Source organism: Pseudonocardia hispaniensis (genome assembly GCF_042658695.1).
Taxonomy (GTDB): domain Bacteria; phylum Actinomycetota; class Actinomycetes; order Mycobacteriales; family Pseudonocardiaceae; genus Pseudonocardia; species Pseudonocardia hispaniensis.
Genome location: NZ_JBHSQW010000017.1, coordinates 1 through 17,754, shown reverse-complemented (window position 1 = coordinate 17,754; position 17,754 = coordinate 1). Strand labels below are relative to the sequence as shown.

The window sequence follows — 17,754 nt, the reverse complement described above, 5'->3', positions numbered from 1 at the left end:
CCGGGACGCACGGCCACGACCAGGTGCTGGGCCGGGTCTCGCTGCGCACCCGGATCGGGATCTTGGCCGCGTTGGTGGCCGCCGTCGCGGTCGTGCTCGTCTCGCTCGCGGCGTTCTTCACCGTGCGGGCCAGCATTCTGGCGACTCTCGACGACAACCTGCTGCAGCGTGCCTACGCGGCCGCGCAGAGCCAGCTGGCCGATCCGGCACAGTTGGCGACCATCCCGCCGGACGTGCTCGGGGCCGGGGACATCCGGATCGCGCTGCTCCAGGCCAACGCCGTGGCCCGGTCGGCGGAGGGAGCCGCGTCCGCGCCGCCGCTGGGTGACACGGAGCTTGCCGTCGCCCGCGGCTACGAGCCGTACTCGACGCGCACCGCCGACTCGCCGGACGGCCCGTACCGGGTGGTCGCGGTCCAGGCCGGGTCCGGACGGGCGCTCGTCATCGGGCAGCGCCTCCAACCGACCCAGAAGGTCCTGACCACCCTCGGGACGGCGTTGCCGATCGTCGGCGGAATCGGCGTGCTCATGGCGGCTCTGGCCGGGCTCGCCGTCGCGCGCGCCGGGCTGCGGCCGGTGCAACGCCTCACGGCGGCGACCGAGCGGATCGCGGCGACCGGTGACCTGCGCCCGATCCCGGTCAGCGGGTCGGACGAGCTGGCGCGCCTCACCTACAGCTTCAACGAGATGCTCGGCGCGCTGGCCGCCTCCCAGGAACAACAGCGGCGCCTGGTCGCTGACGCCGGACACGAGCTGCGCACCCCGCTGACCTCGCTGCGGACCAACATCGAACTGCTCGTCGCGGCCGCCCGGCCGGGCGCGCCGACGCTGCCCGAGTCGGACCGCGCCGAGATCATCGACGATGTGCGGGCGCAGGTCGAGGAGCTGTCGCAGCTCGTCGGGGACCTCGTCGAGCTGGCCCGCGACGACCCCCCGATGGTGCTGCACGAACCGGTGGAGCTCACCGATATCGTCGCGCGCGCCGTCGAGCGGGCCCGGCGGCGGGCCGTGGACGTCGAGTTCGACGTGCAGCTCTTCCCGTGGACGCTCATCGGCGACGCCACGGCGCTGGAACGGGCGGTGCTCAACCTGTTGGACAACGCGGCGAAATGGAGCCCGCCCGGCGGCCGGGTGCGAGTGCAGATGCTCCGGGTCGACGAATGGACGATGGTGCTCGAGGTCGCCGACGCCGGGCCGGGTATCGCCGAGCAGGACCTGCCTCGGGTGTTCGACCGCTTCTACCGGGCGGACGGCGCACGGACCATGCCCGGATCCGGGCTGGGCCTCGCGATCGTCAAGCAGGTGGCGGGGCGGCACGGCGGTGCGGTGTGGGCGGGCCAGGCTCCCGAGGGCGGCGCGCTGCTGGTTCTGCGGCTGCCCGGCAGACGGCCCGTCGGATGAGTGCGGGCGCCCGCGGCGCCCGGCTCCGGACTTCTACCCTCGTATCCACAGCGATCCCTCGGACTCGGTGAGGTCATGGCGAACAACCATCCCGGAGAGCCCCTCCAGCCCCGGCCCGACGGATCCGACGGCCGGCCCCCGGCCTACTACCCCTTTCCGGGGCACCCGGGGGCAGGGGACCAGATGGGCTACGGGCCGCCGCCGATGACCACTCCGCCCACCCCGCCCGGTCCGCCGGGCCGGCGCCGCGCCGGTCCGCTCGTCGCGCTTGCCCTGCTCGCCGGAGTACTCGGCGGCGCGGTCGGCGGTGGGGTCGGTTACTCGCTGGCCGACCGCGGCGGCAGCGGCGGATCGACCGGGGTGCTCAGCCAGCCGCTGCCGCCGGTCGACCCTGCGGCGACGCCGGTCGGCTCGGTCGAGGTCGTGGCGCAGAAGGTTCTGTCCAGCGTCGTGCAGCTGCGGGTCTCGGGCCAGCGGACGGCGGGCGAGGGCTCGGGGATGCTGCTCAGCTCGGACGGTCTGATCCTCACCAACAACCATGTCGTCGAGTCCGCGGCGAACGGCGGAAGCGTCATGGTGGTCTTCCAGGACGGCGACATCGCCCAGGCCCGTCTCGTCGGCCGGGACCCCTCCTCCGACCTGGCCGTGCTCCGCGCCCAGGACGTTTCGGGACTCGTTCCGATCGAGCTCGGCAACTCCGACGGCCTGCGGGTCGGTCAGCAGGTGGTGGCGTTCGGGTCCCCGCTGGGGCTGGGCGGCACGGTGACCACCGGCATCGTCAGCGCGCTCAACCGCGCCGTGAGCGTGGGCGGGGAGTCCGGGGCCAGCGAGGCGACCGTGCTCAACGCCGTGCAAACCGATGCCGCGATCAACCCGGGCAACTCGGGTGGCCCACTGGTCGACATGCAGGGCCGGGTCGTCGGCATCAACTCCGCCATCGCGACGACCGGCGCCCGGGGTGGCTCGATCGGCGTCGGCTTCGCCATCCCGATCACCCAGGCCAAGCGGATCGCCGAGGAACTGGAGCGCACCGGCAAGGCCACCAGGGCCGTGCTGGGCGTCAGTGTGTCGGACGACCCGTCGGCCACCGGCGCCCGAATCCAGAGCGTGGTTCCCGACGGGCCCGCCGCGACCGCGGGCATCCAGCCGGGGGACCTCGTGGTCCGGCTGGGTGGCCAGCGGGTGACCAGCGGGATCGACCTTCAGGCCGCGGTCCGATCGCAGGTCCCCGGCAATGCCGTCACGGTGGAGCTGCGGGGCCGGACGGTCGAGGTCACGCTCGGGACGGCGACCGGGTAGCCGTCGCCCTCCGGGGAGCACGCCGGGAATGTGCTCGTCCCACTACGGTGAGCGCATGGAGATCTCGCCACCCCAGATCGGCCGGGCCCTCGTGGTGATCGTGGACGACCGGGTGAGCCACGGTGAACGTGCGGACACGACGGGCCCGCTGGTCCGGGAGCTCCTCGAGGAAGCCCGCTTCGTCGTCGACGCGGTGGTCGTGGTCCCCGGTGAGACGGTCGCGATCCGCAACGCGCTCAACACCGCCGTGATCGGCGGGGTCGACCTGGTCATCACCGTCGGAGGTACCGGGGTGTCGCCGCGTGACGTCACCGCGGACGCCACGGCGGGTGTTCTCGACCGTCCGATCCCCGGTATCGCCGAAGCCATCAGGGCATCCGGGCTCGCCGCGGGCGCGGTCGACGCCGGGCTGTCCCGCGGACTGGTCGGGGTCTCCGGCAGCACGCTGGTGGTCAACCTCGCGCCGTCGCGCGCCGCCGTGCGCGACGGAATGGCGACGCTGACCCCGCTCGTCTCGCACGTCATCGCCGAGCTGTCCGGGCTGGGCTCGGTCTGAGTCCGGTTCCCGGTTGGCGCCCGGGCCCACGCGGCGTCCGAGCTGCGCCCACCGGCACCGCCGGAACGACATGCGCGACGTGGCACGATGGGGACGTGGCAGATCTGCCCTACGACGTGCGCCGTCGGCTCGACGAGATCTTCGGTGATGTGCTGCCCGCGCTCACCCGCGACGAGCTGCCCGAGGGGGACCGAGCCGCCTACGGCGACGACACCCCGGCCGCCGAGCAGTGGCTCCGGGACAACCGGCCACCGCATCACGAGCGGGGCTGAACCTGCCCCGCAGTGCGGTCCGGGGTGGATGCGGTCGGGAGTGACCCCTAGCGCAGGGTGATCGCGACCGGCTGAGCCAGCGACGCGGCCGCCACCCGGGTCGCGGCCGCGTGCGGCAGCGCGACGAGCACCAGACGCCCGCGTGCGGCGCCCGCCCCGACGCCGGGTGCGGTATCGGCCGGCAGCACTGCCAGCACGACCGCTCCGCCGGCCAGGACCAGCGGTTCATCGGTTGTCGGACCCGTGGTCACAACATCCACGGCACGTCCCGGGGCGAGCAGTCCCGCGACGCCGGGATCGGCCAGCCGCACCGGGACGCTGACGGCATCGTCGCTGCCGACTGCCCGGGCGGCCAGGATCGGACCGGCCAGGCGGAGATCGGTGAGCGGTTCGCCGGCGCGGGCGGCGCCGGCGAGCATGCGGCCGTCGGCGTCGGTCAGGGCCCGCAGCGCGCCCGCGGGGACGAGATCGGTGGGCCACTCCCGCACGGCGAGGTCGGCCGCGGCCAGCGTCGTGCCGGGGGCGAGGTCGCGCGCGGCGACGAGGATCGTGGTCCCGCTCGGGGCGGCCCTCGGGATCAGGGCGAGAACGAGTGCGAACGCGGCGAGCGTGGCGGCCGCGGTGCGCCGCAGCAGGAGCAGGCGCCGCCGGCCCGGGCCGTGGACCAGGTCGGCGATCCGGTGCCGGAGGCGAGGTTCGAGCGCGCGTGAGCCACGGGACGTCCCGCTGGTACCCGGCATGTACGCCTCCCGTCGCCTCCGCGCGTTGCGACGGCGACGGTAGGGGACTCAGCCTGCCTGCGGGTCCGGCCGACGTGGAGCTGTGGATAGCCGAGCGGACATGTGGACAACCGGTGTCCGCCGACCACGGTGCGGATCGGGTGGGTGGCTGCCGACCTGGCCGTCAGGAGGCGGCCGCGGCCGGAGTGCTGCTCGACGAGCTGCTCGAGGAGCTGCCCGACCCCGAGTCGGACGAACTCGACGCGGCGGCGGCCGCGGGCTCCTTGCCACCGTTCGTCGACGGCTTGCCGCCGTTGGAGATCGAGCTGGAACCCGACCGACTGTCGGTCCGGTAGAAGCCGCTGCCCTTGAACACGATCCCGACCGAGGAGAAGACCTTGCGCAGCTTCCCCTGGCATTGCGGGCAATCGGTCAGTGCCGCATCCGAGAAGGACTGGACGGCTTCGAACCGGTGCTCGCAGGCGGTGCAGGCGTACTGGTAGGTCGGCAAGGGGTCCTCCGCAATTGGCACTCCGACACTCTGAGTGCCAGTTTAACGCGCAGCCATCAGCCGTCGCGGCCGAGCAGCGTCACACCGGTCGCCGGACGGACCACGGCGCTGACCCGAACGTCGTGCGGTTCGGTCGGCAGTTCGTCGACGAGCTCATCGTCGTGCAGCATCGCCGCCACCACGACATCGGCCCGGGCCAGGGGAAGTGTGCGGTCGTAGTAGCCGCCGCCGCGACCGAGGCGCACACCTCGTCGATCGACGGCCAGCGCGGGAACGAGCACCAAACGAGCTTTCGTGATTGCCGTCACACCCTGTCGGTCCGTGGTGGGCTCGCGCAGCCCCAGCGGGCCCTCGGTCAGCGAGCCGGGTCCCTCGTAGCGGGCCCACTCCAGCGGCCCGGCGACCTTCGGAACCACCGGCAGCAGCACCTCGTGGCCCGCCGCGCGCAGCGCGTCGAGCCCGGCGACCGAGCCCGGTTCGCTGCCGATGGGCAGGTAGGCGCAGACCGGTCCGCCGGTCTGCGCGGCGAGTTGCCCGGTCGCCACGGCGAGCGCCGCGGCCCATTCGGCGCGCTGCTGCGGCGACGCCGCCCGCCGCGCCGCGCTCAACCTGCGTCGCAGCTCGTTCTTGGCCGCGGTCGGGGTCGGGCCGCAGTCGTCCGAAAGGGGGGGCTCCCCGGTAGCCGTCACACACGCACGCTACCGACGTCGTTAGGCTCGCCCACCATGAGCGCGCCTGCGAGCGAACCCTCGGCACCGCGTGAGCCGCTGCCCTTCCGCTCCGCCGTGGTGCCGGCCGCCGGCCTTGGCACTCGGTTCTTGCCGACGACCAAGACGGTGCCGAAAGAACTCCTTCCGGTGATCGACACTCCCGGTATCGAGTTGGTCGCCGCCGAGGCGGCGCAAGCCGGGGCCCGTCAGCTGCTCATCGTCACCTCGCCCGGCAAGGAGGCGGTGGCCGCTCATTTCGCGCCGCAGCCCGAACTCGAGGCGACGCTCAAGGAACGCGGCAAGGAGGCACTGCTGTCGAAGGTGCGCCGCGCCTCGGAGCTGATCGAGGTGCGGACCGTCACCCAGCCCGAACCCAAAGGGCTCGGTCACGCGGTGGGCTGCGCGGCGGGCGCACTCGGCGCCGACGAGCAGGCGTTCGCCGTGCTGCTGCCGGACGATCTGGTGCTGCCGACCGGAGTGCTGTCGCGGATGGCCGAGGTCCGTGCGGAACGCGGCGGAAGCGTGTTGTGCGCGTTCGACATTCCGGGCCCGGAGATCTCCGCCTACGGTGTGTTCGAGGTCTCCGACACCGAGGATCCCGACGTCAAACGCGTGCACGGGATGGTGGAGAAGCCGCCCGCAGCGGAGGCACCGTCGACCTATGCGGCCGCGGGGCGCTACCTGCTCGACCGGGCGATCTTCGACGCGCTCGACCGCGTCCGTCCCGGCGCGGGCGGCGAGTTGCAGCTCACCGACGCCGTGGCGCTGTTGATCTCCGAGGGGCATCCGGTGCATGTGGTCGTGCACCGTGGCGAGCGGCATGACCTGGGCAATCCCGGTGGCTATGTGCGCGCGTTCGTCGACTTTGCGCTGCGCGACCCCGACTACGGCGACGAGCTGCGCAGCTGGCTGGCCGCGCGGCTGGAGGGCTAGGCGGACGTGCGATCGGTCGACGATCAGCTGGGTCGCGTCCTGGAAGCAGCGGTTCGGCCGGCTCCGGTGCGAGTGGCCCTCTCCGATGCCTATGGTCTGCGCTCCGCAGAGGAGGTCATCGCCTCGCATCCGTTGCCTGCGTTCGACCAGGCGGCGATCGACGGCTACGCGGTACGGAGCGTCGATCTGCTGGGAGCCAGCGAGGGCGAACCGGTCTCGCTGCCGGTCGTCGGCGAGATCCCGGCCGGGTCCAGGCAGCCGCTGCGGCTCCAGCCGGGCCAGGCGGTCGGGGTGGTGGCCGGGGCGCCCCTGCCGACCCTCGCGGACGCGGTCGTCCCCGTCGATCACACCGACGGCGGCGCCGCCCGGCTGCAGGTCAGCCGGGGGGTTCTGTCGGCGGCCTTCGTGCGTCGGGTCGGCGAGGATGTGCAGCCCGGTGATGTCGCGCTGCGCTCCGAGGCCGTGATCGGCGCCGCTCAGATCGGGCTGCTCGCCGCCGTCGGCCGGGACAAGGTGCTGGTGCATCCGCGGCCCCGCGTCTCGGTGGTGTCCGCGGGCGACGAGCTGGTCGACGTCTCCCGCAGCGGTGGCGCAGGGCAGGTCCCCGACGTCTGCACGCACGCGCTCGCCGCCGCCGCCCGCGAGGCAGGCGCGGAGGCGTCCCGCATCCGGTTGGTCCGCGCGGACGCGCGGGAGCTGCGGGCGGCCGTCGAGGATCTGCTGCCGGTCAGCGAGGTCGTCGTGGTCTGCGGAGCGGTCGCGGGCCGGGCCGGAGCGGAGATCCAGGCATCGTTCACCGGTCTCGGTGAGCTCGATGCCACCCGCGTCGCCATGCACCCCGGTTCGTCGCAGGCGTTCGGCAGGATCGGTCCCGACGGCGTGCCGACCTTCCTGTTCCCGTCGCACCCCGGCACCGCGCTGATGCTGTTCGAGGTCCTCGTCCGGCCCCTGATCCGGGTCGGGCTCGGCAAGCCGGACCCGTTCCGGCGGATGCTCACCGCCCGGCTGACCTCGCCGGTGTCGTCGACCAAGGACCGGCGGGGGTACATCCGGGGCCGGCTGCTGCGGGAGCAGGCCACCGGAGATTTCCTGGTTCAGCCGCTCGGCGTGTCCGGAAGGCACCTGCTGTCCTCGGTGGCCGACGCGAACGGGATCATCGTGATCCCCGAGGACGTCACCGACGCGAGCGTCGACGAGCAGGTGGCGGTCGCGTTCCTGCCGACCCGTGCCTGACCGCGCCGCTCAGATGGCCCACGCCTATCCCGCGCGGACCGGTCGTCATCCCGGGTGGCCCGCGCGGTTGGGGGCGCTGCGGGTCTCCGTCGGCGTCGTCGAGCTGCGGCCGGTGCGGCTGCGCGACGGGGCGGCCTGGTCGGAGATCCGGATCCGCGACGAGCGCAACCTCGCGCCCTGGGAGCCCAGCGCGCCGGGCACCTGGGTGCAGCGGCATTCCATCGTCGAGTGGCCTGGACGGTGGGCCGCGCTGCGCGCGGCCGCTCGTCGTGGGGCCGCGCTGCCGTTCGCGATCACCGTCGACCGCAGGCTGGTCGGGCAGGTGCTGATCGGCAACGTCGTGCGCGAACCGCTGCTGTCGGCCTACGTCGGCTACTGGTGCGACTCTCGGGTGAACGGGGCCGGGGTGACGACCGCGGCGGTCGCTCTGGTCCTCGACCACTGCTTCGTCCAGGTGGGGTTACACCGAATCGAGGCGACCGTCCGGCCGGAGAACGGTGCGAGCTTGCGGGTGCTGGAGAAACTCGGGTTCCGCCGGGAGGGTCTGTTCAGCCGGTACCTGGACGTCGACGGGGCGTGGCGCGACCATCTCTGCTTCGCCCTGACCATCGAGGAACTTCCGGTGGGAGGCCTCGCCGCGCAACTGGTGGCGCGTGGCCGCGCCGAGCGGGTCGAAGGGCCGCACGGCGCCTGAACGAACGAACTATCCCGACACGGCGCGTCGATTCGAGCATCCCCGGACCCCGCTGGCTACCGTGAACAGTGGCGCGATCTTGGCGGGGGAGACCGGGGCCGCGCCGGACTGCGCCGTTCGGGGAGGGATGCAGCCGTGCCGAGCTCGTTGATCTTCGCGGGCCTGGTGGCGATCTGGCTGCTGCTCCTCGTCCCCGCGGTCGCTCGGCGCCAGCAGGAGGTCGCTCGGCCTAGTCCGGCGGCGCTCTCCGGCCGGGTTCTCGAGCGGCCGGGCCAGCGGCGCCGGACCCAGGAGGTGAGGCAGGTGGAGCAGGCGGAACAGTCGCGGTCCGCGGCGATCCGGAGCGAGGGTGCCGAGCAGGAGACGCCGGTTGCGGCCGTGCGGACGGCGGAGCCCCTTGTCGAGGAGGAGGTGCCCACCGGGTCCGACGACGCCCACTGGGAACGTCCGCGACCCCGCTACCGGCCGGGCCGCGGTGGGTTCGACCCGGAGGCCGCCGCGCTGGCGGCGCGGGCGCGTTACGTCATCCGGCAGCGCGTCGTGCTCGTGCTGCTCGCGGCCATGGTGACCACCGCGCTCATCGCCGTCTTCACGACGCCGGGGATGTGGTGGCTGCACGCCGTCGTCGACCTGATGCTCGTCGGGTACCTGGTCTACCTGCGCCGACAGGTGCGCCTGGAGGAGGCGATCCGGGAGCGGCGGGCCGCCCGGATGGCCGGTACCCGCCGCCTGTCCGCCGCCGAGGATCCCGAACTGGACGAGTGGGCGCGCCGTGGGCGGGAGGCCGCCCTCGGTGAGACCGAACGGTCTCCCGCGGCCGAGGGCGACGATCTCGCGGAGACCGGGCCGGAGCCGGATGGCCGGCTCGACGCCGCGGCCGATGAGCGCGATCCCGACCCCGAGGACAGCCCGGAGGAGGGCGACCTCGTCGCCGAGGACGAGGATCCCGAGCGGGTCAAGGGCACCGGTGAGCCGCTGGGGGTGCTCCCCGCCAAACCCCGCACGGTGCGTCCGGAGGAGGCCGACGAGCAGGCCGAGCCCGAGTCGGCGCTGCCTCGCCTCGAACCGGCCCCGCCGCCCCCGCTACCTGCGGGAACGACCCTGGTCGAGGTGGACGAGGAGGAGCTCGAGCTCAGCGAACTCGGCACGCCGACCCGTTCCGCCTACCGGCGTGCGGCGGGTCAGTAGCGGGCTGATAAAGTCCCCCTGGTCCGCCGGGGACGGCGGTCTGGGGCTGTAGCGCAGTTGGTAGCGCGTCTCGTTCGCATCGAGAAGGTCAGGGGTTCGATTCCCCTCAGCTCCACCGCACGCACAAGGCTCGAACCCTTGCCAACGGAAACGTTGGTCGAGGTTCGGGCCTTGTTCGCGTCCGCGGCCCAGGTTAGAGCGTTGGCGTTGACCTGCGGATCGAGCAGCATCTCGAAGGGGCGGTTGTGCTGGACGCGCAGTTCGTTGTCCTCGTCGATGAAGACCTTCGTGAAGAACGCCTGGTTGCACAGACGCCGGTTGGTGTCGTCGCAGCGGGTGTAGATGTCGGCGCAGTTGGCGAGCAGGCCGAGGGCGTCGTCGAGGTGGGCTCGGGCGTCGGCGTAGTCGCCGAAGTGGGCGTCGATGCGGCGGGTTACCTGGTCGAGTTCGGCGACGATCCGATCCTGCTCACGCTTGAGCACTGAGAGCGGGATCGCGTCGGCGTAGTGCGCCTGCATGAGCCGGTCCTGCTCGCCTTCGAGCCGATCGCGGTTGGTGCTGAGGCGTTCCAGTTCCTCGGTTTCAGCGGCCATGAGCCGGTCGAACTCATGATGGAGCATCCCTGCGAGGGCATCCTGCTGGGCCGGCGTGATCTGGACGCGGGTGTAGTACTCCTCGACGAGCTTCTCGACGTCTTCGATGAGCATCGCCTGGCGCGTGCAGTCGGTGCGCTTGGAGTGCCGACCGGAGCACACGAAGTAGCAGTAGACATTGCCGTGGCGGTTCTTCGCGTTGGAGACGATGAGCCGGGAGCCGCACTGGCCGCAGTGGATGGTGCCTTTGAGGTAGTGGCCGTGGACTTGGGTTGCTTCGACGGCGCACTGGTGCGCGGTGAGCACGGACTGGACCTGGTACCAGACCTCGGCAGGCACGAGCGCCGGGTGGTTGCCCTTGTAGCGGGTACCTCGGTAGACGACATCGCCCTTGTAGTACGGGTTGGTCAAGAGCCGGTGAATGGTGGACACGGCCAGAGGCTTCGCCGGCCGCTTCGGCGTGGGCAGACTGCGCAGCCCGCGCGAGGTGAGTTCGTCATGGAGCTGGCTGACGCTCCAGTTGCCCGAGGCGTAGGCCTTGAACGCCCACTCGATCATCGGTGCTCGCTCAGGATCGAGCTCGATGGTGCGGACTTCGCGTCCGAGCTCGTCGCGCTTGCGGACGTTCAGATACCCGATGGGCGCGCGCCCGTTCGTACCGCCGCCGATGGCCTTCTGGGTCATGCCCTTGGAGACCTCGGTGGCGAGGTTGCGGGAGTAGAACTCGGCGATGGTCGACATGATGCCGTGCAGCAGCATCCCCGACGGGGTCTCGTCGATGTTCTCCGAAGCGGACACGAGCATGACCCCGCAGACGCTCAAGGCCATCCGAAACGAGCAATGGGCAGAGCTTGAAGGGCTGGCGGAGTCCGTCGATGAGGCAGTCAAGGAGACCCGCGAACTCGACGCCATCACAGACTCTGTCTGGGAGCCCATTGCTCCCAGTGGTCCCAACATCCGCAAGCAGTTGAAGCTATACCGCAAGAACGTGGCGGACCATGTCCAGGAACTCGGGAAGTTGGACGGTCGTGCTCGCCGCCAGTACCTCGAATCCAACGCCGAAGCAATCGTCTTCGATACCTACGCGCTTCTCAGCTCGCTCAAGACTCACGCGGAGTACCAGGCTGTCCGGGCTGCCCTCGCCAGAACACGAAGCACCAACGACGAGAGTGAAGCGCAGCTCTTCGACCGGATCGCCCGGAACACTCCCGTCGAGATCGACGAGTCGCTCTCCGAAATCCGGTCGCTGACCGAGTCGCTCGTGCGTGAGTTGCGGATCATCGCCGAACTCCCCGGCCGCGCTACCGTGCCTCTCACGAAGAAGGGAAAGGACGCAAAGGCTTCTCAACTCACTTGTAGGCAGCTCCTCGAAGCGATCGACCCCTTGGCCAACATGCTCCAGCCAGCAGTCGAGATGCCAGCAGTACCAGCGGCGGTATGCGCACCTGAGGGGCTTGAACTCGATCCGTATCTGCATATCCTTCGGTGGTTCCTTGAGGACGGCGAGACGCTTCGCAGCGTGGCCTTTCCATACGAAATGGGAACTCACAACTTCGCTGGAGTCGTGCCGGCCATTCTCGCCAGAAGGGTTGATGCGACCTGGGACGCGCTCGCGCCAGGAAGAGCCAGTGCCATCGTTGAGAAGTTCGCGTCGAGCACGTTCGTAGCGGTGACTGACCGACGGATCGTCACCGCCAACCCAGGGAACTTCCTAAAGCGAGGCGAGCTCGGCCCGATCTACTCCCTGGATGACGTGCGGAATGTACGCGGTCGCTCGCACCGGGGAGCGGGCGTTCGACCCACTATCGACGTGGCCACAGAGGAGCGCGATCTGCATTGGATGTTCCCCGACGCCGCGGAGCACGAGGACATCGAGAGCCTGGCGGCGGCTCTCTCCGAAAGAACGCCCCGCGCAGTCTCGGCCCCGACAGCGATTGAAGGACTTGCCACAGCAGACTCCGCCATCGACGCCTAGAGATTGCGCGAGTGTAGGCATGAGTGAGCAGGAAGGCTTCCGGCCGACGGGTGGGCGGGCAAAGAGGGGCAAGTGCGCGCTGTGCGGGGCCCGGGCAAGGCTCACCAAGGCACACGTGCCACCGAGAGCTGCGTTCAACAATGGGAGCTTCTCTTGGGGCGGCACGACAGCAGGCAGCCGACTTGCCCACGGGCGTCCACGACTCGGTGGCGCCAGCCTGTACGCGCATTGCGAACCCTGCCGGGCAGCCACATCCCCTTGGGATGACGAGTACATTCGGTGGGCCTACACCTTCGCGGGCAACCTGCTCCACTCCCAGTGGAAGGGCGAGCGGACTCATATTGAAGGAAAGCTCAGCGAGGTTCGCCCGGGCCGATTCATCCGCTCCGCGCTCGCAGGCATGACAGCGTTGACTCCGAAACTCATCGATTCACACCCTGACCTGGTCTGGGCCGTGCGGCATGGAGTCGCAGCCCCAGCGCCCGAGGGCATCCGATTCTTGGCGGGGATCGCGCCTGACGGAGCGGCGGCGGTTCTTGAGGGAGCACACGAGGGCTTGGCCGTAAAGCTGTCGCGGGATGGCGGAAGGGACGATGAGTGGAAGACAACGACCACACCGACAATCTCTGCCGTGATTCACTTCCCTCCGTTCAGCTTGCTGCTTGCGGATCGCCAGCTGGTGAGCGCTTTGCCACACGCCGACTGCACTGACTGGCTAGAACTCGGGGTCGATGACCTCGCAGACGTGTCCTTGGCGCTTCCCGTTGTTGATCTGCCACGAACTCCAGACGCGCCGGTTCCTGTTTCGATGCTTCGGTTCATCGAGGCGCGAGCCTGATCCTCTCTCTGCCGGAACGAAGTTGGGTCACACGGTGTCGGGAGGGGCTTACACCCGTCGGCAGAGCGGAAGTGCGGCGGCGCTGAACGCGGCAGCTTGCTGGCCGACGAGGAGCCGGGTCTCGCAGGATGCTTGGATCGCTGCTTGCTCGATCGCGGCCACGGCGGCATCGAGTTCCTCGACGGTGGGTGTGGAGACGGCGATGAGGCCGGTGTACCGGAGGATGCCGTGTCCGGCGGTGAGGTCGGCTTCTTGCTGGAGCACGTCGTGGTACTCGGCGGTCTGGGAGGCGTCTTCGATCTGGCCGACCTTCGCGCGCTGGGCCTGGTCGGAGATGTGCTCGACCTTCTTCTTGCGGATGTCGCGGGCAGCGGCATCGGAGCGCATCGGGGTGCAGATCAGCGAGAACGACCGTTGGATGCCGGTGGACAGCAACACGGGCGACAGGAACCCCGGATACACCAGTGACCGCGGCCACTCGCTGACCCAGAGCACCGCGTGGTGAGCGGAGTCGGTTCGCAGCCTGCCCCAGGTCTCGGTAACGGCGACCGGCCCTGCGGTCGCGAGCGACTGGCCGAGCCTGCCGTGCCGCTCCAGGGTGGCGGCGATCGCGGGGTCGTAGGCGGAGCGCAGCATCACCGCGATCTGCCCCGGCGTGAGCCACCCCGAGGGCGAGAGGTCGGCGGAGCGGAGCGCGGCGACGAGGGTGTTCATTTCCTGTCGCAGCACGGCGGCAGCACCGCGTATCCCGCCGCCGGCGGTTCTGATCTGTCGAGCGCTGGTCTTCATGTCCAGCGACAGCGAGAGCGTGGTTGCGTGGCGTTCACCGGCGGGTCCAGCGCGGTCGATGAGTTCGGCGTATGTGTCGGCCGCCCACGAGCCGTCCGGGGTGCCGTGGGTGGCCCACCATTCGGCGAGTCCGGTGCCGGAGTCTGGGAGGGTCCGTTCGAGGACTTGCAGTGTCGCGATCCGCCCGGAGCGGCACACGGTGGCCAGGACGCGGCCCCAGGAGTTGACGCGGCGTTCCTGTTCGCCGGGATCGAGGAGCACGAACGCGGGATGGGTGACCTCGCACACGACGGTCAAGGTGGCGGCGTGGGGGTCGTGGATCATCCCTGCGCTGGTGTCGGGGTCGGTGTACTCGCGCAGGCGGGCCATGTCGCCGGGCAGTGCTAGGGTTCCGACGGGGCGCGGGGCGATGATCCTGCGCCGGTACAGCAACTGCCCGCCGGTGGTGCGCCACAGCCACCAGCAGGCGATGGGAAGCCACTCCACAATGGGCCGGCCCGCGATGGGTATCCAGGTCAGCGCGGCGGCGAGTACCCAGATAGGGGCGGTGTAGGCGAGCAGCATCCCGCCGCCGGCGTAGAACGCTCCGATGAGCGTGGCTCCGCCGATGGCGAGCGTGATGAGCTGGGTCAGCGACAGGCCGAGGAGGACACCGCGGCGGGTGAGGCGGGAGAACTTCACCGGCACGAGTTCGCCCGCGGTGGGCCGGTCGTTGTTCGTGCTGCTCATCGTCTACTCCTTCGGTGGGCGTGGCGCGAGCGGCGGGGGCTGCTTCGGTGGCGGTGACGGGTCGGTGCTCGGCGGTCGTGGTGCCGGGCTTGATGGCGGTGCCGCAGGCGAGGCTGCGGGCGGTGGGGGTGTCTGCGCTGCGGCGTCGGCGGCGTGCTCGCCCTGGGCTCCCAGCGCGGTTCCGGCCTTCGGCCCGGCGGTCGCTGCACCCTTGGCGACACTTGCCCCGACCACCACCCCTGCTGCGACGGGGCCGGCTGCAGCCGCGCCGCCCCCGCCTGCTGCGGCCCCTCCGCTACCGGCGGCACCTCCGCCGCCCGCTGCGGGTGCCGGTGCCGGGGTCTTCGGCGGTGGCGATGCGCTGCTTCCTCCGCCGGAACCTCCGCCTGGGTTCCCGCCGCCGCTGCTGGTTCCGTCGAGCACCTTCTTCGGCTCGCCGCCGCCTTGTGGCTTGCTCGGGACGGGGATCGGCCGGTTGAGGGCGCTCTTGGCGTCCTGCTCGGAGCCGATCGCGTGGTACATGTCGAACCCGACGAACGCGATGAACTTGTACGTCAGGTAAGGCGCGAACGCGGCCATCGCCATCAGCACGATCCCCGCGATGGGATCGCTGACCGAGGCGAGGTCGGCGTCGATCGGTACGGAGACTTGGGTGATCGCGACGAGGAACATCACGACGAGCACGAGCTTGGAGCAGATCAGCGCGACGACGAACATCGCCCACTTCCCGATCCACCCCCGCGAGGCATCCCAGGAGGCACCCGAGAACGCGAGCGGCGCGAACACGACCGCGACCAGCAGCAGCGCCTTCCTAACGAGGAGGGACAGCCACACGATCGCGGCGGCGGTGATCGCGAGGCCGGCCATGAAGATCGTGATGATCGCTCCGACGCCGGGGGCTGCGATGTTGATGCCGACCAGTCCTGCGGCGAGGAGGGCGATCTTGTCGCCCATCGACTCGGTGGTTTCTCCGGCGGCCTGCACGATCCCGATGCACAACTGATCGACAACTTCCAGCAGCAGCGCCGTCAGCGTGATGACGACGAACGACCCGAGGACGGACTTCGCCAGTCCGAGGGCGGCGCGGGTGAGGGCGGTGGGGTCGCGGCGGATCAGGCCGGTGATGAGTTGGAGGCAGAAGAAGATCAGCATCACGAAGACCGCGATGCCGAACAGTAGGTTCTAGACGGCGATGTAGCCGGGCTTGGTGACATCCACCAGCGTCGTGGTGTCGAAGACCGACCAGACCGCCTCGAACAGCCACCCGGCGGCGGCACCCATCGCCTGGGCGAGCCAGTCAAACGGGGCCGCGACCAGAGAGGCGGCTCCTTCGCCGACGGCATCGCAGACCGCGGAGATCACGGGAACGTCGCACACGCCCATCACGAACACCAGCACTCTCGACGATCGGGCGGGTCAGACGGACTGGCCGACGTTCCAGAAGAAGTTGATGAGCGTCACGCTCGCGCCGCAGATCACCGCAGCGCCGCAGGAGACGAGGACGCCTATCTTCCCGCGCGAGGCGAGGTGCGGGTTGGAGGAGTTCGCGCCGAAGCCCCACACGATCGCGGACACGATCAGCGCGAGCACGGAGAGGATGAGGCCGATGGTCATCACCGCGCCGACGATGGTGCGCAGTTGGTTGATCCCCGGCAGGCCGTTGGTGTTGGGGTCGATGTTGATGTCCATCGGCACCAGCAGCGGCGCGGACATGACGTTGGCGAGCAGATCGAACACGGTAGGTCTCCTTGGCGACGGGCGGCCCGCCCACGAACTCGCAGACGGGGTACACGCGACAGGTGCGCGCTCGTCGCCGTCCCCGTCGGTGGCCGCCCGTAGCCTTGGAGTATCTGTGCGTCGCTCGCTCGCCCGCACGGGACGGCCGGACGAGAGGTGCAAGGAACATGAGTCAGTACGGGGTGGATTACCTCCAGCGATTGCGTGCCGCTGTTGAGAAGTTCGAGGCAGCGTTCGACGCCTGGATGAGCACTCAGGTTGAGTCGGATCACATGTCGGCGCGCGGCCTCTTTCCTACTGTGTGGACAAAGGAAGGCCAGGATCAGAGCGAGGTTCAACGGCTCGAACTCGGTGTCGCGGAGGCTGCTGGCCTGGCGGCGAGCGCTGTGTCAGTGACCGGCGCCTACATTGGGATCGCTGGTCTCGGGGCGATCGACCCGATCTCCAACTGGTCATTCATGTCTGCACCCAAGGCCCCCATCGCGCCTCGGGATATTCGGACTACGACCGCCAACGTCAAGGGCAGGCTCGACGCGATGATCGTCGACGCCGAGTCACGTACGGACTCTGACCTTCCGACCTTCGCTCCCGCACAGTTTCACCCCGTGGTCTGGGCTGGTGCTTCCGCCCATTGGACGACGCATCAGTACCGAGTGGCAGTTCGTGAAGCGGCCGAAGGCCTCACGGTCCACTGGAAGGAACGTCTCGGCCGGAACAATGTCGATGACACGGTCTTCTGGCAGCAGACGTTATCGCCGGGCGCTCCTGAACCGGGCAAGCCGAAGCTCACCTGGCCGGGAGGGTCGGATGACAAGACGGTGAAGAGCATGCGCGGTGGTCTTGAACCGCTCGCTAAGGCCCTCAACGCCCTGGCCACTGGTCTGAACCTCACGGTCCGCAACGTGACGACCCACACACGCACCGAACTGTCCGAGCAGGAAGCGATGGAGCGCCTCGCGGCATACAGCTACCTCGCGCGCCTGCTCGACCAGTGCGAGACAGCGACCGCCGACGCGGAGGAATCGGACCGATGACCGCGACGCCGCAACTACAAACTTGAACCGACTGTGAGTAGCCAGTTCATCCAGGCCACGCCGCCCCCGGCGAGGACGGCGGCACCGACGGAGACGAGGACACCGATTCGGCCTTTGCTGGCTGTCGCGTAGTTACCGTGGGCGGTCGCGATGGCCCAGACGATTGCGGAGACGATCAGCATGAGGACGGCGACGATCAGGACGAACGTCAGGAGCGCGCCGACCACGGCGCGGAGGTCTCCGATGCCGCCGAGCCCGTCGAAGTCGGGGAAGACGCCCATCGGCGATCACCCTGCCTTCACGGTGACGTGGAGGTGGTCGTAGTGGCCTCCGGTGATGGAGGCCGGGTCGTGCATGCCGCCGCCGTTGTAGGGTTGCCAGCCCTCGGCGTCGCGGGCGACGGACCAGATTTGACCTTGCCAGATCAGGTACTCGACGCCGTGAACCGTCCTGGGTCTGCGAGAGGCTGAGGTTCAGGCCACCGCACCCTGTTGGGCGATGGCCGTAGCGTACAGCATTTCCCGTTCGATCGGGGGCATGTAGT

At 70.1% G+C, this 17,754-nt stretch carries 19 protein-coding genes, 1 tRNA gene and 1 pseudogene; 12 read left to right on the top strand and 9 right to left on the bottom strand.

Annotated elements, in window-relative coordinates:
* The first annotated feature begins 23 nt into the window (after positions 1 to 23).
* The 4 genes from ACFQE5_RS08745 (at position 24) to ACFQE5_RS08730 (ending at position 3,527) form a co-directional block, all read left to right on the top strand.
* The gene (locus tag ACFQE5_RS08745; protein WP_379584352.1) at positions 24 to 1,400 is read left to right on the top strand and encodes a HAMP domain-containing sensor histidine kinase; all 1,377 of its coding nucleotides are present in this window, start codon (positions 24 to 26) and stop codon (positions 1,398 to 1,400) included.
* A gap of 75 nt (positions 1,401 to 1,475) precedes the next feature.
* A complete protein-coding gene (locus ACFQE5_RS08740) occupies positions 1,476 to 2,699 on the top strand; it encodes a S1C family serine protease (protein ID WP_379584327.1) in 1,224 nt (407 codons plus the stop codon).
* A 55-nt stretch (positions 2,700 to 2,754) separates the two neighbouring features.
* On the top strand, positions 2,755 to 3,255 hold the full coding sequence (locus ACFQE5_RS08735) for a MogA/MoaB family molybdenum cofactor biosynthesis protein (protein ID WP_379584326.1): 501 nt from the start codon (positions 2,755 to 2,757) through the stop codon (positions 3,253 to 3,255).
* A 95-nt stretch (positions 3,256 to 3,350) separates the two neighbouring features.
* A complete protein-coding gene (locus ACFQE5_RS08730; RefSeq protein ID WP_379584325.1) occupies positions 3,351 to 3,527 on the top strand; it encodes a hypothetical protein in 177 nt (58 codons plus the stop codon).
* Positions 3,528 to 3,574: 47 nt separating this feature from the next.
* Here ACFQE5_RS08730 and ACFQE5_RS08725 read toward each other — a convergent pair whose 3' ends face one another.
* From ACFQE5_RS08725 to ACFQE5_RS08710, 3 genes are all read right to left on the bottom strand, one after another.
* Positions 3,575 to 4,267: an SAF domain-containing protein gene (locus ACFQE5_RS08725; protein ID WP_379584324.1), complete on the bottom strand. Its 693-nt coding sequence runs from the start codon at positions 4,265 to 4,267 to the stop codon at positions 3,575 to 3,577.
* Positions 4,268 to 4,430: 163 nt separating this feature from the next.
* The gene (locus ACFQE5_RS23185; RefSeq protein ID WP_449301267.1) at positions 4,431 to 4,757 is read right to left on the bottom strand and encodes an FmdB family zinc ribbon protein; all 327 of its coding nucleotides are present in this window, start codon (positions 4,755 to 4,757) and stop codon (positions 4,431 to 4,433) included.
* A gap of 56 nt (positions 4,758 to 4,813) precedes the next feature.
* Positions 4,814 to 5,446, bottom strand: coding sequence for a 5-formyltetrahydrofolate cyclo-ligase (locus ACFQE5_RS08710; RefSeq protein WP_379584323.1), 633 nt, complete (start codon positions 5,444 to 5,446; stop codon positions 4,814 to 4,816).
* Between the two features lie 36 nt (positions 5,447 to 5,482).
* On the opposite strand from ACFQE5_RS08710, the gene ACFQE5_RS08705 reads away from it, so the two are divergent.
* The 6 genes from ACFQE5_RS08705 (at position 5,483) to ACFQE5_RS08680 (ending at position 10,000) form a co-directional block, all read left to right on the top strand.
* Positions 5,483 to 6,400, top strand: a complete 918-nt coding sequence (locus ACFQE5_RS08705) for a UTP--glucose-1-phosphate uridylyltransferase (protein ID WP_379584322.1) — start codon at positions 5,483 to 5,485, stop codon at positions 6,398 to 6,400.
* Positions 6,401 to 6,406: 6 nt separating this feature from the next.
* Positions 6,407 to 7,633 (top strand): molybdotransferase-like divisome protein Glp, encoded by a 1,227-nt coding sequence (glp, locus tag ACFQE5_RS08700; RefSeq protein ID WP_379584321.1) that lies wholly within the window; start codon positions 6,407 to 6,409, stop codon positions 7,631 to 7,633.
* 13 nt (positions 7,634 to 7,646) lie between these two features.
* The gene (locus ACFQE5_RS08695; RefSeq protein WP_379584351.1) at positions 7,647 to 8,327 is read left to right on the top strand and encodes a GNAT family N-acetyltransferase; all 681 of its coding nucleotides are present in this window, start codon (positions 7,647 to 7,649) and stop codon (positions 8,325 to 8,327) included.
* 135 nt (positions 8,328 to 8,462) lie between these two features.
* Positions 8,463 to 9,515 (top strand): divisome protein SepX/GlpR, encoded by a 1,053-nt coding sequence (sepX, locus tag ACFQE5_RS08690; RefSeq protein ID WP_379584320.1) that lies wholly within the window; start codon positions 8,463 to 8,465, stop codon positions 9,513 to 9,515.
* A gap of 42 nt (positions 9,516 to 9,557) precedes the next feature.
* Positions 9,558 to 9,630, top strand: a tRNA-Ala gene (locus ACFQE5_RS08685).
* A 130-nt stretch (positions 9,631 to 9,760) separates the two neighbouring features.
* Positions 9,761 to 10,000: a hypothetical protein gene (locus ACFQE5_RS08680; RefSeq protein WP_246990424.1), complete on the top strand. Its 240-nt coding sequence runs from the start codon at positions 9,761 to 9,763 to the stop codon at positions 9,998 to 10,000.
* Positions 10,001 to 10,243: 243 nt separating this feature from the next.
* On the opposite strand, the pseudogene ACFQE5_RS08675 reads toward ACFQE5_RS08680, so the two are convergent.
* Positions 10,244 to 10,912 (bottom strand): annotated as a pseudogene (locus ACFQE5_RS08675) (recombinase family protein); the annotation flags it as partial.
* On the opposite strand from ACFQE5_RS08675, the gene ACFQE5_RS08670 reads away from it, so the two are divergent.
* Complete coding sequence (locus ACFQE5_RS08670; protein WP_379584319.1) at positions 10,911 to 12,083, top strand: hypothetical protein; 1,173 nt, start codon at positions 10,911 to 10,913, stop codon at positions 12,081 to 12,083. The pseudogene ACFQE5_RS08675 and the gene ACFQE5_RS08670 sit on opposite strands and share 2 nt — an antisense overlap.
* A gap of 886 nt (positions 12,084 to 12,969) precedes the next feature.
* Here ACFQE5_RS08670 and ACFQE5_RS08665 read toward each other — a convergent pair.
* Genes ACFQE5_RS08665 through ACFQE5_RS08650 form a run of 4 tightly spaced genes read right to left on the bottom strand, consistent with a single transcriptional unit; the run spans position 12,970 to position 16,176 of the window.
* Positions 12,970 to 14,439 carry an SCO6880 family protein gene (locus tag ACFQE5_RS08665; protein WP_379584318.1) on the bottom strand — a complete coding sequence of 490 codons (1,470 nt, stop codon included), beginning with the start codon at positions 14,437 to 14,439 and terminating at the stop codon, positions 12,970 to 12,972.
* A gap of 3 nt (positions 14,440 to 14,442) precedes the next feature.
* Entirely contained in the window at positions 14,443 to 15,594 is a 1,152-nt protein-coding gene (locus tag ACFQE5_RS08660) for a conjugal transfer protein TrbL (RefSeq protein WP_379584317.1), read from the bottom strand.
* 27 nt (positions 15,595 to 15,621) lie between these two features.
* Complete coding sequence (locus tag ACFQE5_RS08655) at positions 15,622 to 15,837, bottom strand: hypothetical protein (protein ID WP_379584316.1); 216 nt, start codon at positions 15,835 to 15,837, stop codon at positions 15,622 to 15,624.
* Positions 15,838 to 15,855: 18 nt separating this feature from the next.
* Entirely contained in the window at positions 15,856 to 16,176 is a 321-nt protein-coding gene (locus ACFQE5_RS08650; RefSeq protein ID WP_054683036.1) for a DUF6112 family protein, read from the bottom strand.
* 167 nt (positions 16,177 to 16,343) lie between these two features.
* On the opposite strand from ACFQE5_RS08650, the gene ACFQE5_RS08645 reads away from it, so the two are divergent.
* Positions 16,344 to 17,210 (top strand): TIGR02391 family protein, encoded by an 867-nt coding sequence (locus ACFQE5_RS08645; protein WP_379584315.1) that lies wholly within the window; start codon positions 16,344 to 16,346, stop codon positions 17,208 to 17,210.
* 14 nt (positions 17,211 to 17,224) lie between these two features.
* Here the strand turns inward: ACFQE5_RS08645 and ACFQE5_RS08640 are convergent, their stop codons facing one another.
* Positions 17,225 to 17,491, bottom strand: coding sequence for a DUF6112 family protein (locus ACFQE5_RS08640; protein WP_026926270.1), 267 nt, complete (start codon positions 17,489 to 17,491; stop codon positions 17,225 to 17,227).
* Between the last annotated feature and the right edge of the window lie 263 nt (positions 17,492 to 17,754).